General features: G+C 72.7%; 16 protein-coding genes. 6 read left to right on the forward strand and 10 right to left on the reverse strand.

The genetic code is table 11. The features are described from left to right. Positions 1 to 121: 121 nt before the first annotated feature. A complete protein-coding gene (locus E1266_RS11230; protein ID WP_132046266.1) occupies positions 122 to 967 on the reverse strand; it encodes a polysaccharide deacetylase family protein in 846 nt (281 codons plus the stop codon). A gap of 243 nt (positions 968 to 1,210) precedes the next feature. On the opposite strand from E1266_RS11230, the gene E1266_RS11235 reads away from it, so the two are divergent. After that, positions 1,211 to 1,906: a carbon monoxide dehydrogenase subunit G gene (locus E1266_RS11235; RefSeq protein WP_132046267.1), complete on the forward strand. Its 696-nt coding sequence runs from the start codon at positions 1,211 to 1,213 to the stop codon at positions 1,904 to 1,906. A 1-nt stretch (position 1,907) separates the two neighbouring features. Here the strand turns inward: E1266_RS11235 and E1266_RS11240 are convergent, their stop codons facing one another. Beyond that, positions 1,908 to 2,282, reverse strand: a complete 375-nt coding sequence (locus E1266_RS11240; protein ID WP_132046268.1) for an FKBP-type peptidyl-prolyl cis-trans isomerase — start codon at positions 2,280 to 2,282, stop codon at positions 1,908 to 1,910. A 144-nt stretch (positions 2,283 to 2,426) separates the two neighbouring features. Between E1266_RS11240 and E1266_RS11245 the strand changes: the two genes are divergently transcribed. Both E1266_RS11245 and E1266_RS11250 read left to right on the forward strand, forming a co-directional pair. Continuing rightward, positions 2,427 to 4,490 (forward strand): hydantoinase/oxoprolinase family protein, encoded by a 2,064-nt coding sequence (locus E1266_RS11245; RefSeq protein ID WP_132046269.1) that lies wholly within the window; start codon positions 2,427 to 2,429, stop codon positions 4,488 to 4,490. After that, positions 4,487 to 6,334, forward strand: coding sequence for a hydantoinase B/oxoprolinase family protein (locus tag E1266_RS11250; protein ID WP_132046270.1), 1,848 nt, complete (start codon positions 4,487 to 4,489; stop codon positions 6,332 to 6,334). The genes E1266_RS11245 and E1266_RS11250 overlap by 4 nt, the downstream gene beginning before the upstream one ends. A gap of 39 nt (positions 6,335 to 6,373) precedes the next feature. Here the strand turns inward: E1266_RS11250 and E1266_RS11255 are convergent, their stop codons facing one another. The 3 genes from E1266_RS11255 to E1266_RS11265 all read right to left on the reverse strand — a co-directional run bounded on the left by E1266_RS11255 (position 6,374) and on the right by E1266_RS11265 (position 7,938). Next, positions 6,374 to 6,697, reverse strand: a complete 324-nt coding sequence (locus E1266_RS11255; RefSeq protein ID WP_132046271.1) for a hypothetical protein — start codon at positions 6,695 to 6,697, stop codon at positions 6,374 to 6,376. Positions 6,698 to 6,726: 29 nt separating this feature from the next. Next, complete coding sequence (locus E1266_RS11260) at positions 6,727 to 7,464, reverse strand: tetratricopeptide repeat protein (protein ID WP_132046272.1); 738 nt, start codon at positions 7,462 to 7,464, stop codon at positions 6,727 to 6,729. Between the two features lie 258 nt (positions 7,465 to 7,722). Beyond that, positions 7,723 to 7,938, reverse strand: a complete 216-nt coding sequence (locus tag E1266_RS11265) for a hypothetical protein (RefSeq protein WP_132046273.1) — start codon at positions 7,936 to 7,938, stop codon at positions 7,723 to 7,725. A 145-nt stretch (positions 7,939 to 8,083) separates the two neighbouring features. On the opposite strand from E1266_RS11265, the gene E1266_RS11270 reads away from it, so the two are divergent. Continuing rightward, positions 8,084 to 8,512 (forward strand): RidA family protein, encoded by a 429-nt coding sequence (locus E1266_RS11270; RefSeq protein WP_207945568.1) that lies wholly within the window; start codon positions 8,084 to 8,086, stop codon positions 8,510 to 8,512. 68 nt (positions 8,513 to 8,580) lie between these two features. Further along, positions 8,581 to 8,952 (forward strand): hypothetical protein, encoded by a 372-nt coding sequence (locus E1266_RS11275; RefSeq protein WP_132046275.1) that lies wholly within the window; start codon positions 8,581 to 8,583, stop codon positions 8,950 to 8,952. Between the two features lie 38 nt (positions 8,953 to 8,990). On the opposite strand, the gene E1266_RS11280 is transcribed toward E1266_RS11275, so the two are convergent. After that, entirely contained in the window at positions 8,991 to 9,347 is a 357-nt protein-coding gene (locus E1266_RS11280; RefSeq protein WP_132046276.1) for a DoxX family protein, read from the reverse strand. Then, the gene (locus E1266_RS11285; RefSeq protein ID WP_132046277.1) at positions 9,347 to 9,652 is read right to left on the reverse strand and encodes a hypothetical protein; all 306 of its coding nucleotides are present in this window, start codon (positions 9,650 to 9,652) and stop codon (positions 9,347 to 9,349) included. The genes E1266_RS11280 and E1266_RS11285 overlap by 1 nt, the downstream gene beginning before the upstream one ends. Positions 9,653 to 9,739: 87 nt before the next feature. Between E1266_RS11285 and E1266_RS11290 the strand changes: the two genes are divergently transcribed. Beyond that, entirely contained in the window at positions 9,740 to 10,585 is an 846-nt protein-coding gene (locus E1266_RS11290; protein ID WP_132046278.1) for a sigma-70 family RNA polymerase sigma factor, read from the forward strand. Positions 10,586 to 10,609: 24 nt separating this feature from the next. Here E1266_RS11290 and E1266_RS11295 read toward each other — a convergent pair whose 3' ends face one another. The 3 genes from E1266_RS11295 to E1266_RS11305 are packed head-to-tail and all read right to left on the reverse strand — an operon-like array spanning position 10,610 to position 12,769. After that, positions 10,610 to 11,173, reverse strand: coding sequence for a dihydrofolate reductase family protein (locus E1266_RS11295; RefSeq protein WP_132046279.1), 564 nt, complete (start codon positions 11,171 to 11,173; stop codon positions 10,610 to 10,612). A 1-nt stretch (position 11,174) separates the two neighbouring features. Then, positions 11,175 to 11,990 carry an alpha/beta hydrolase gene (locus tag E1266_RS11300; RefSeq protein ID WP_132046280.1) on the reverse strand — a complete coding sequence of 272 codons (816 nt, stop codon included), beginning with the start codon at positions 11,988 to 11,990 and terminating at the stop codon, positions 11,175 to 11,177. Between the two features lie 56 nt (positions 11,991 to 12,046). After that, the gene (locus E1266_RS11305) at positions 12,047 to 12,769 is read right to left on the reverse strand and encodes a helix-turn-helix domain-containing protein (protein WP_132046281.1); all 723 of its coding nucleotides are present in this window, start codon (positions 12,767 to 12,769) and stop codon (positions 12,047 to 12,049) included. Positions 12,770 to 12,809 lie beyond the last annotated feature (40 nt).

Raw genomic sequence — 12,809 nt, forward strand, 5'->3', positions numbered from 1 at the left:
GGGTGATGCTGGCGGGGTCGGCTCGGGTTGCGGGGGACCTCAACCCCGCCAGCGTGTTGACCCTAGTGAACGCTGACCTGGGCCTTCGGCGTTAACGGGATTCCTCCGGGAAGGTCGCCTTTCACCCGTGCGCCGGCGGCTTGTCGGGCGCGTTGCCGCCGAGGGACCGCGGCAGGTAGTTCTCGACGGCGGCGGGCCGGAAGCCGGCCTGCTCGATCCAGGTGAGGATCATCTTGAGCTGCCCGGCGAGGCCCTTGCGGTAGTGCATGAGGACGATGTCGCCGGGCTTGAACCCCTTGCCGCCGTCGCCGCGGGCGAAGCCGTTGAAGCCGACGCCGGGCCCGGACGTGCCGTTGTAGAACTCCGCCGACCACAGCAGGATCGACTTGATGCCGCACTCCTTGGCCATCTGGCGGGTGGTCTCGTTGAAGCTGCCGAACGGGGGCCGGAGGATCTCGGGGCGGCGGCCGTAGCTCTTCGCGATGTGGTCGGACGCCTCGCAGATCTGCCGCTTCTGCTCCTCGGGCCCGAGCGTCGCCATGTTGGGGTGGCTGACGGTGTGGTTCTCCATCACCGAGCCCGCGTTGCGCATGGCCCAGAAGTACTGCCCCTGCCCCTTGATGTAGGTGGAGGTCAGGAACGTCATGATGGGGACCCTCTCCTTGCGGACGAGGTCCACGAACTCGGAGTCGTAGGTGTAGCCGTCGTCGATGGTGAGGAAGACGACGCGCTCCTTCGTCTCGATGTTCTTGATGACGGCGGGGAGCCCGTCCTTGGCGGGCTGCGGGACCGTCCAGGAGCCGGGCTTCGGCGTCGCCCACGTCTTGTGCCCGAGCACCGAGGCGAGCTGCGCCCGCATCGGCGGCTCCGACCCGCCCGCGACGGCGGCGGCGACGGGCCAGCCAGCCGCGGCCGCGCCGAGCACTCCGGCGGCCACCATGGTGATGACGGGCGTCTTCCCTCGCATCTGCCGCGTACCCCGTTCGTTCGGTCGGAGACCTGTTCTTCAGTTCGGCGTTCAGTGTGCCGGTCGGTTCGGCGATCTTCCTCGGTTGACGCGCCGGTGCCGGCGGGAGTTCGCAGCCGACGGAATCCGCCGGACTTATCTGACCATTTCCCGGCGGCTCCGGAACAGCTTCGCCCAAACCTCGGCGTGTGGTCGGCAGAAGTTGCCGTGTGGCCGGGCGGCGTCATTGCCTAAAGTCGGGTCATGCAGCTCAACGGCAGTGTCACCGTCGCCGCGCCGCTCGCCCGGGTGTGGGACGCGCTCCAGGACCCGGCCGTCCTGGCGCGGACGATCCCGGGATGCAGTTCGCTGGAGGAGACGGGCCCCGACAGGTACCGCATGACCGTCACGGCGGGCGTCGCGTCGATCCAGGGCACCTACGTGGGCCAGGTCGAGCTCGCCGAGCCGGACCCGCCGCGCTCGTTCGTCCTGCGGGCGCGCGGGCAGGGCGCGCCCGGCACGGTGGACGCCGTCGTCCGGGTGCGGCTGACCGACGGCGACGGCTCGACCCGGATCGACTACGACGCGGACGCGACCGTGGGCGGCATGGTCGGCGGCGTCGGCCAGCGGATGCTCGGCAGCGTCGCCAAGCGCACCGCCGGCGAGTTCTTCGCGGCCGTCGAACGCGACCTCACGGCACTCGCCGCGGCCGCCGGCCCCGCCGCCCCGCCCGAGGCGGCCCAGCCGGGAGCCGCCACGCCCGAGGCCGCGGCGCCGGCCCCGGGGACTCCCTCCGGGACCGGCACCGTCTACGCGGGACGCGCCGCGGCGGCACCGGCCCCCCGGACGGAGGTCCAGTCCGCGGCCTGGCCGATGGCCGCCGCGTTCGGCGCCGGCGCGGCCGCCGCACTGACCGGCGTCGCACTCGGCTACCTGCTGGGCAGGTCCCGCGACCGCTGAGCTACTTCACGTCCACCAGGTCGACGACGAAGATGAGGGTCTCGCCGGGCTTGATGGCGGGGCTCGGGCTGCGGTCGCCGTAGGCGAGGTGCGGCGGGATGACGAGCTTGCGGCGCCCGCCGACCTTCATGCCGGCGATGCCCATGTCCCAGCCCTTGATGACCCGGCCGGTGCCGAGCTGGAAGTCGAGGGTGGACCCCCGGTTCCAGGACGCGTCGAACTCCTCGCCCGTCGACCACGACACGCCGACGTAGTGCATCGACACGTTCGAGCCCTTGGCGGCCTCGGGGCCGTCGCCCTCGGTGATGTCGGTGATGTCGAGGTACTCGGGCGGCCGGCCCTCGGGGAAGTCGATCTCGGGGCGTTCAAGCGCCATGTAGGGGCTCCAGCGGTCTCGTCGGATGCGTCGGTCGGATGGAACCGCCCAGCCTAGCGGGAGCGGGGCCTGACGAAAGAACACCGCGTCCGTTGGCAGATCACGACGGTTCCGCAGGTGGGGGCCGTCCGGTAGACCTTGGGCATGGCACGGCGGCTGCGGATCGGGATCGACACGGGCGGGACGTTCACCGACGTCGTCGCGCTGGACGAGGACGGGGGAGGGCTCGTCACCACCAAGACGCCCTCGACGCCCGCGGACCCCGCGGAGGGGTTCGCGGCGGGCGTCGCCAAGGTCCTCGGCCTGCTCGGCGGGGAGCCGGGCGACGTCGCGGCGCTGTCGCACGGCACGACCGTCGCGACGAACCGGCTCCTGGAGGACCGCCTCGACGACCTCGGCTTCATCACCACGGAGGGCTTCGGGTCGATCCTGGAGATCGCGCGGCAGAGCGTCCCGGACGGGTACGGCAACAGCTACTTCTGGGTGAAGCCGCCGCGGATCGTCCCGGTGCACCGGGTGCGGACGGTCGGCGGGCGGCTCGACCACACCGGCGCGGAGCTGCGCCCGTTCGACGAGGAGTCGGCGGTCGCGGCGGCCCGCTGGTTCCGGGAGGCGGGCATCCTCGCGATCGGCGTGTGCCTCCTGCACTCCTACGCCGACCCGTCGCACGAGCTGAGGATGCGCGAGATCCTCGCCGGCGAGCACCCGGACGCCGTGGTGTCGCTGTCGTGCGAGGTGCTGCGCGAGTACCGCGAGTACGAGCGGTCGGTCACGACCCTCGTGGACGCCGCCGTCAAGCCCGCGATGAACGGCTACCTGTCCCGTATCGCCGGGCAGGTGACGGCCCCGCTGCTGGTGATGAAGAGCAACGGGGGCGTGCTGTCGGCGGAGGAGGTCGCGCGGCAGCCGATCACGACCGTGCTGTCCGGCCCGGCGGCGGGCGCGCTCGGCGCGGCGTTCGTCGTCGCCCGCAGCGGGCACGGGTCGGTGGTGACGCTCGACGGCGGCGGGACGTCCACGGACGTCGCGGTCGTCCTGGACGGCGAGCCGGCCCTCACCACCGAGGGGTCGATCGGGCGGCACCCCGTCAAGATCCCGATGATCGACATCGTCACGGTCGGTGCGGGCGGCGGCTCGGTCGCGTGGCGCTCGCCGGAGGGCGCGCTGAAGGTCGGGCCGCGCAGCGCGGGCGCCGACCCGGGGCCGCTCTGCTACGGGCGCGGCGGCGCCGAGGTGACGGTCACCGACGCGCACGCCGTCCTCGGCCGCATCCCGCCGCACCTGCTCGGCGGGGAGGTGCCCCTGGACGTGGGCGCCGCCGCGGCGGGCGTCGACGCCCTCGCCGGCGAGCTGGGCCTGCGGTTCGAGGAGGCCGCCGCGGGCGTACTGGAGATCTCGGCGTGGAACCAGGCCAACGCCATCCGGCAGATCACGGTGAAGCGCGGCCTGGACGTCCGCGACTACCCGCTCGTCGTGTTCGGCGGCTCCGGCCCGCTGCTCGCGTGCCGGCTGCTCGACGTCCTCGGCATGCCCGCCGCGGTGGTCCCGGAGAACCCCGGCAACCTGTCGGCGTTCGGGCTGCTCACGGTGGACGTGAAGAACGACTACGTCCGGACCCGCGTCGTCCGCGACGCCGAACTCGACCCCGCGCTCCTCGCCGGGATCTACGCCGACCTGGAGGCCGAGGCGGCCGAGGCCCTCGCCCTGGAGGGCTTCGCGCCCGGTGCGGGCCGCGCCGCCCGCTCCGCGGACCTGCGGTACTACGGGCAGGCGTTCGAGGTGCGGGTCCCCGCGCCCGCCGGCGAGCCGGACGACGCGTTCCGCGCCGAGGTCGTCCGCCGCTTCCACGACGCCCACGAGTCCCTGTACGGCTACTGCCACCGCGACGATCCGCGCCATCCCGTCGAGTGGGTCAACCTGCGCGTCTCGGGCATCGGCCCGATCGCCCGGCCCCGCCTCCCGGAGCGTCCGCCGGGGGACGGCGACCCGTCGCGCGCCCGCACCGGCGTTCGGCCCGTCTTCTTCGACGACTGGCAGGAGACGCCCGTCTACCGGCGCGAGGGACTCGCCCCGGGCGACGTGGTCGAGGGGCCCGCCGTGATCGAGGAGTTCGGCTCGACGGTCCCGCTCCACCCGGGCTTCACCGCGGAACCCGACCCCCGCGGCAACCTCGTGATCACCGCGAGCGGCGGAAGGGTGCGGCCATGAACGGCGAGGTCATGAACACGGCGACGGGCACCGGCATCGACCCGATCCTGCTGGAGATCGTCGAGGGGACGCTCGCGTCCGTCGAGCGCGAGGTCGAGACGGCCATCGCGCGCACGGCCCGCTCCCCGATGATCCGGGACGCGCACGACTTCCGGGCGGGCATCCACGACCGCCGCCTCCGCAAGCTCACCGGGCGCTCGTACTCCGCCCTCGTCCAGCCGATCGCCCGCGACTTCCCCCTCGACGAGATGCGTCCCGGCGACGTGTTCTTCCACAACGACGTGTACCTGTCGGAAGGCGGCATCGGGCACCTGCCCGACCTGTGCGTGACGGTCCCGGTGTTCCACGGCGGCGAGGTCGTCGCGTTCGTGCAGGCGTTCGGGCACCACGACGACATCGGCGGCGCCGTCCCGGGGTCGATGCCGAGCCACGCCCGCAGCGCGTTCGAGGAGGGCCTGATGGTCCCCCCGATCAAGCTGTGGGACCGGGGCGTCCCGAACGAGGCCGCGCTGACCATCATGACCCGCAACTCCCGGATGCCCGACTCCCTCGCCGGCGACCTGGACGCCGAATGCTCGGCCTGCCTCATGGGCGCCCGGCGACTCGGCGAGCTGTTCGACCGCTACGGCCGCGCGGCCGTCGAGGCGTGCTTCGACGCCGTCATCGACAAGACCACCGAGACGTTCCGCCGCGAGCTGCTCGCCAAGATCCCGGACGGGACGTTCGTCTGGGAGGACTACGCCGAGCACGACGGCGTCGACCCGCCCCGCCTGCACGCCCAGCGCATCACGCTGACCGTCGACAAGTCGGCGGACGTCCCCCTGGTCATCGACTTCGCCGGCACATCGCCGCAGGCCAAGGGCCCCATCAACCACGCGGGCGACTACGCGGACGGCGTGTTCCTGAAGAAATGGCTGGCGCCCGTCCTGCGGAACCTGGCCGACACCCCCGAACGCGCCGCCGAACTCGACGTGAACGAGGGCGTGGTGCCCCTCATCGAGATGCGCTTCCCGGAGAAGGGGACCCTCCTCACGCCCGTCTTCCCCGCCCCGACCAACGCCCGCACGTTCGTCATCCTGCGCCTCCTCGGCGTCCTGGCGGGCGTCCTGGCGAAGGCGACGAACGGCCGGATGCCCGCCGACCAGGAGACCATCCGCTACACCGGCGTCTACGGCGAGGACGACCGCGGCCCTTACCTGATGCGCGAGGTCCTCGGCGGCGGCTCCGGCGGCCGGTACTACGCCGATGGCGAGGACACCATCCACGTCGTCCCCGACTCCCGCAACATCCCCGCCGAGTTCGCCGAGGCCCGCTGGCCGTTCGTCGTCGAGCGGCTCGGCCTGGCCGTCGACTCCGGCGGCCCGGGGGAGTTCCGCGGCGGCCTCGGCTACGACAAGCACATCCGGATGCTCCGCGACGCCTCGTTCATGTCGATCGCCGACCGGTCGATCCTGTCGTGCTGGGGCGTCAACGGCGGCCGCGCGGGACGCCCCTTCCGCGTGGACATCGACGGCGAGGAGATGGAGGGGCTCGTGGACGACCACCCGGTGAAGGCGGGCCAGGTCATCCGCATCCGCACCACGGGCGGCGGAGGCTGGGGGGACCCCCTGAACCGCGACCCGTCCCGCGTGGCCGCCGACGTCCGCGACGGCAAGGTGTCGATCGAAGGCGCCCGCACCGACTACGGCGTCATCCTGACCGGCGGCACCGTGGACGAGGAAGCGACCACGGCCCTGCGCGACCGCCTACGCACCGAACGCGGCCCGGCCCCCTTCTTCGACCGGGGCCCGGGCTACCCCGAACTCTCCGGCGGCCTCCCCTCTGCACCCCTCGACACCCTCTGAGAACGCCAGGGGCATGGTGCTCCGGGTGCTTCGGCCGTGTCAGCGCTCGGGTTCGCGTCCGGCGGCGAGTTCCGCGAAGACATGGCCGGGGTCGTTCTGCTTCCAGTATCGGAACATGAGCGAGACCCGGCCTCCGGCGCCGAAGGAACTGATCGGCCGTGACGAATCGACGAGAAAGCGTGGTTCGTCCCACTGCTGCGCCACTACCGCGAGCGGACGCTCCGCCTCAAGGATCCACGTGGCCTCGCCGCCCGCGATCAGGGCGAGGAAGCGCCGTTCCAGGAGGTGCGCGACGACGTCGGCCAGGGACGTCTCGGGCGGCAGGTCGACCGTCTCGGCATGCGGGAGAACGTCATCGCCCATGGCGACGCTGCTCCGATCCACATTGACGATCACCGCCCGGGGACCCTCCCGGCCCGCCAGTTCTCGGCCTCGCCGGGGCGGCCGGTCCGCGTCAGCAGATCGGCGAGCAGTTCCGCGGCGCCCGGGTGGCCCCTCTCGGCCGCGCGGGTCAGCCAGGTCTCGGCTTCCCGGAGGTCGTCGGTCTCCAGCTTCAGGCGCCCGAGGTTGGCCATCCCGTCGACGTTGCCCGCGTCGGCGGCCCGGCGGAACCACTGCCCGGCGCTCTCCGTGTCGCCCTGGAGGACGTGCTGGACGGCGAGGTTGTTCATCGCGAGTTCGACCCCGGCCTCGGCGGCGCGGCGGTACCAGTCCATCGCCTCCTCGCGGCGACCGGCGCGGCTGAGGAGGGAGCCGAGGTTGTTCATCGCCAGGCCGTCGCCCTTCTCCGCGGCCCTGCGGTACCACTGCTCCGCCTCGCCGGGGAGGGAGCGTCCCAGCTCGAACATCGCCCACGGGTCGTCGGCCTGGGCGGCCCGGCGGAGCCACGTCACCGCGTCCCCGTCCTGACCCGCCTCCCAGGCCAGCCAGACCATGCACTTGACGGCGGCGAGGTCGCCGCCTTCGGCCGCCGGACGGAAGTGGTCCTGGGCCGCCCCGATCATCCCGAACTGGGCCAGCCGCGCGCACCAGAGAGGCGCGGTGTCCGTGTCGTCCGCGGCCGCAGCCTGGGGAAGTGCGGTCACCGCAGCCGGCCCGATCCCCGTGGCGAGCCGATCATCGTTGCTCATCTCGTCAGGCTATAGAGCTGATCACCGCGATATGCCGGTTTCGTTCGCGCCGAATCACTTCGGGGCGGAAAGGATTTGTGTGCATCTTTCGCGCTGGCTGACCCGGTGCCGGACCGGCGGGAACGGTCATCGCCTTCGAGACCGGGACGCTCCACCGAGGCACCCGGCTCACCGCGCCTCACGGCGCCCGCTACAGCACGCACCTCGGATTCCGCCCCTCCGGCCTCCAGTGGGGGCAGTGCTGATGTCGGGGGTGGGTCATGGGACGTCTCTGGCGGAGAGGTCGAAGGGGTCGGTGTCGATTCCCCGGGTCAGGATGCGGCGGGCGTGGATGCGGATCCATGCCGCGTCGAACGGCATGTTCGCGTTGATGCGCTTGCCGACCTCTTCGCCGCCGGTGAGGTGTGTTTCCGCGCGGCCCCTGATCTCGATCGCGCGCGGTGCCCAGGGGTCGATGGACGCGAGGTCGTCCACGGAGAAGGCGACCTCGGGGTGGCGAGCGGCGTCGCGGAACTTCTTGCTGATCGTCTACCTCCCCGCCGACGACGCCACGTCCGCCGCCTTGGAGCACCTCAACCGCGCCGAGCGCTCTTTGACACGATGATCAGGCTTCTCCCTCATGCGAAAGGAAACAGCCGTGGGTCGTGCCATCACGTTGATCCGCTCCTCCTCCCTGTCCGACGTCGCCGAATACGCCTACGCGGCGACGGCCCCCGCCGAGGCCCGGCTGATCTTCCTGGCCGGGGCCTGCCCGCTGAACGAGGACGGGTCCACGGCGGCGCCCGGTGACTACGCGGGGCAGGCGGCGAAGGCCGTCGAGAACATGCGGACCGCCCTGAAGGACGCCGGGGCGTCCCTGGAGGACGTCATCAGCACGAGGGTGCTCGTCGCGTCCAGCCGCCGGCCCGACCTGGTGAACGCCTGGGAGGTCGTCCGGGACGCGTTCGGCGACCACGACGTCCCCAGCACGCTGATGGGCGTCACCGTGCTGGGGTACGACGACCAGCTCGTGGAGATCGAGGCCGTCGCCGCCGTCCTCGACTCCTGACACCACCGGCCCGTGGAACGATTACCGGCAGGAGTTCGATTCGCTTACCCCCTCCCAGGAGGCGCGTTGTGGGCTTGGCCTGGTGGCTCTTCGCGGCGGCGGTGATCGCCGTTCTTCTCGGCCTTCCGATCGCATACGTCGTCATCAGACGACGCAGCGGTGGACGGGAGGCCCGGAACCCTGACGCGAGGGCCGACCGGGAAGCCGCCCGGCAGGCGGCGATCGAGCGGGAGTCCGCCCGGGTGGGGGCCGCCCGGCGCGAGCTGACCGAGCGGATCGCCGCCCGGCAGGCCGAGGTCGAGCGGGCGGCCGGTCAGCTGGGCGGGGACGCGCGGGGGGCCGCGGAGCAGGCGTCGGCCGAGATCGCGCGGCGGGCCGAGGAGGCGGCGCGGCGGGCCAAGGAGGATCTGCGCCGGCTCCGGCACCGTCAGGACGGGTGACGGCCCTTTCCGCCGTCCTCGACGACGAGTCAGCCGGGTCACTGCGCGAAATGGGCCGCGGCCGCCACCGCCAGACCCAGGAAGAGCAGCGGGAAGGCGATGTTGTGCAGCACCCGCGCCCGGACGTGGACGACGACCGCTCCGGCGAAGAACAGCACCAGCCCGGCGGCGGCCGCCAGGCCGAGGAGCGGCAGGCCGAGCAGTCCGAGGACCAGTCCCGCGACCCCGGCTCCCTCAAGGACGGCGAGGTGCGGAATCCATTTCCGCGCCACGCCGACCTCGGTGCAGTTCTGGATGACGAAGTCCGCCCGGACGGCCTTGGCCACCACCTCGAAGGAGTTGGCCAGCACGCAGCCGACGGTCGCGACGAGCAGCCCGGTCTCCAGCGCCGCCATCAGCGCGAGTACCGTCCCAGCACGGTGACCGGCTGCGGCGGGACCGGCGCCCCCGCCCACTCCGCGACCTTGGCCCTGAACGCCAGGGCCTCCGGGAGCTGCAAAAGGGGATTGGCGGCGCCGTCGGCGAGACGCAGTGTCAGCAGGAACTCCGCCTTCTCGCCGTCCTCACCTGCACGGACCGCGGTGTACTCCGTACCGGCCGGCGCCGCCTCCTCCAGCGCGGCGAAGAGCTTGCCTACGGCGTCCTCGACCTCGGGTATCCGCCCGGCGTCGGTGCTGAACCGGACGATCTGTACGCTCATTGTCGTGTCCTCCACGGGACGTGCTCGTCATGTCGTTGTGCTCTCGTCCCTCCTGACGCCGAGCACGCATGAAAGGTGACCCTTCCCGTGGAACTCGTTGAACGGTTCGAGGCGGCACGGCCCCGGCTGCTGTCGCTGGCGCACCGGATCGTCGGCTCGCACCACGACGCCGAGGACGCGGTCCAGAACGCGTGGGCGCGAGTGCAGGCCGCGGACACGGCCGAGATCACCAACCTGGACGGCTGGTTCACCACCGTGACCGCCCGGCTGTGCCTCGACCTCCTCCGGGCCCGCGAGCGGCGCGGCGAACTCCCGCTGGCGTCCGCGGACATCCCGGGCGAGCAGCTCGGCGCCGACGAGGCGTTCCTCCGCCGCGAGGCCGTGTCCAGGGCGCTGCTCGTGCTCCTTGGCGAACTGTCACCGAGACAGCGGGTGGCCTACGTCCTCCACGACCTGTTCGCCGTCCCGTTCGACCAGATCGCCGCCGTGCTCGACACGACACCGGCGTCGGCGAAGAAGCTCGCCAGCCGTGCGCGCGCCAGGCTCCGCGGGCCCCGCCCGGCCGAGCCCGCCGCCCATCCCGGGCACCTCGAGATCGTCGAGGCCTTCCTCGCGGCGGCGCGCGGCGGTGACATCGCGCGGCTCGTCACCCTGATGGCGCCGGACGCCGTCCGGACCGCCGATCCCCGGCTGCTTCCGGCGGGCGCGAAGGGCCGCGTCAGCGGGGCCGCGGCCGTGGCCGAGGAGACGAGGTCCTTCATCGACCGGATCGCCGCCGCCGCACCGGTCCTCGTGGCCGGGCACCCCGGAGCGGTCATCGCGCCGGGCGGCCACGCGTTCGCGCTGGTCCGCTTCCGGCTCGGGGCCGGGCTCGTCACGGAGATCGAGATCACCCCCTACACGCCCGGCGCGATCTCCCTTCCGCCCCGGTGATCGGCCGCAGGCGGAACCCGGACGTCAGCGGGCGCGCCGGTGGATGGTCACCAGTGCGTCCTTGCCGTATCTCGTCGTCTCGGTCAGGGTCCAGGCGCTCATGTCGGGCGTCTCCGTCCACAGCCGCCGGCCGTGGCCGAGGATCACGGGGAACCACATGAGCCGGATCTCGTCGACCAGGTCACCCGCGAGCAGCCCCTGGACGAGCCGGGTGCTGCCCGCCACCGAGATCTCGCCGCCGACGTCCCGCTTCAGCCGGCCGACCTCCTCCGCCAGGTCGCCCGAGAGCACGGACGTGTTGTTCCATCCGGGGTCCGTGAGCGTGCCGGAGACGACGTACTTCGGCATGCCGTTGTACTTGTCGGCCAGCTCGCCCTCCTCGTGCGGCCAGGCGGAGGCGAACCCCTCGTAGGTGGCGCGGCCCAGCAGCAGCGCCTCGGACGCGAGCGCCTCGTCGGTCTTGAACTGCTCGCCGTCCGGCCCGCGGTCGAACTCGAAGCTCCAGTTCGGGTACTTGAAGTCCTCGCCGCCGGGCGCCTCGACGACGCCGTCCAGGGAGATGAACTCGGTAACGACGATCTTCCCCATGTCAGGCTCCCTCGGCGAAGTCGCGCAGCACCGGCGCGAGGACGGACGGGCTCGTGCTGTGGTTCTCGCCGGGGACCGCCTTCAGCGTCGCGGTCGGCAGGTGGTCGGCCAGCGCCCGCGCGCCGGTGGCGAGGTGGGGCCAGGTGTCCTCGCCGTAGAGGACGAGGACGGGCACGCCGACCTTGTCCCACAGGTCGCCGCGGAGCGGCTTGCCGGACATGGTGTCCCCGACGTTCCGGCCGTCGTAGGCGATCGTCGGCGCGACCGCCTCCAGCGCCGGCCAGAAGTCGGCCTCGCGCATCCCGCCGACGGCCTCCTCGGGCATCCCCGCGACGGCGGTCAGGAACAGCTCCACGGCGTCCCCGGGGCGGCCCTCGGCCACGGCGGCGTCGAGCCGCTCGACGTAGTCGGGCGGAAGCGGCGGATGGCCGTCGTCGGCGATGACCGGCGGCTCGAACAGCGCCAGGCGCGCGATCGGCACGCCGGCCTGCGCCGCGTTGAGCGCGAGGTGCCCGCCGGACGACCAGCCGAACACGGTCGCCGGACGACCGCCGCCCGCCCGCTCGATGATCGCGGCGAGGTCCTCGAACTCGCGCTCGACGGCGTAGGGGGCGGTGTCCCCGCTGTCCCCGCGCCCGCGCCGGTCGTAGTTGATCACCAGGAACCCGCCGGCGAGCAGCTCCGCCGTCTGCGCGTTCTCCGGGGTCGTGGCGCGGTGCGCGGTCGCGCCGTCGATCAGGACGATCGGGTCGCCGTCGCCCCACGCGGTGTAGGCGATGGCGGTGCCGTCGGCCGAAGTGACAGTGCCCTGCGACATAGGGTCGTGCCTTTCTGAGGTCGGTCCGCGCGGTCGTTCGCCGCGGGGGACCAACCCTAGAAACGCGCGTCGCCCTCGATCTTGTACAGAAGCGACAGGGGCTCCGCGGTGCGCTCGGGCTCCCGCAGCCGAGTCGCCGTCCGGCCGATGAACCGCTGCAGCGACCTCGCCAGATGCGGCTGGTCGTAGTAGCCGAGCCGGTGCACGACCTCAAGGCACGGCAGGCCCTCACGCAGCAGCACGGCGGCGTGCCGGGCGCGATCGATCTGCCGGATCGCGCCCTGGGTCAGTCCCGTCGCGGCGGCGACGCGCCGCTCAACGGACCGGGCCCCCACGCCGGCGGTACCGCCCTGCACGACCTCGTCCACGAGCGGGTCGCGTCTGAGCACGCCCTCGCGCACGAGCCTCCCGACGAAGTCCTCCGCGCTGTCGAAGCCGGGGATGGCCCACTCCTCGCCCCGCAGGACGAAGACGCGCCCGTCCGCGTGAGGGCTCTCCAACTCGGAGTCGACGAGCCGGGCGGCGGGCAGATGCGGCATCGACGTCCCGTGCGCGAGCGCGATCCCGAACGATTCCGACTCGCCCGCCATCTCCACGGTCGACGCGGCCGTCTCCGGACCCCGGAGCGAGGCGTGCAGGACGCCCTCGAACTCCCAGAAGACGAACTCCCAGTGCGACGTCGCGACCGACGTCAGGCGCCCCGTCCCGCTGGCGCGCCCGCGCCACACACGCGCGATGTACGGCGAGTCGGACCCGCGGTGGTCGCTCTCGATCGGCATGCGGTGCCCTCCCCCCGGCGCGCGGTGCCGATGCTACCTA

This window comes from Actinomadura sp. 7K534 (genome assembly GCF_004348575.1).
Lineage (GTDB): Bacteria > Actinomycetota > Actinomycetes > Streptosporangiales > Streptosporangiaceae > Spirillospora > Spirillospora livida.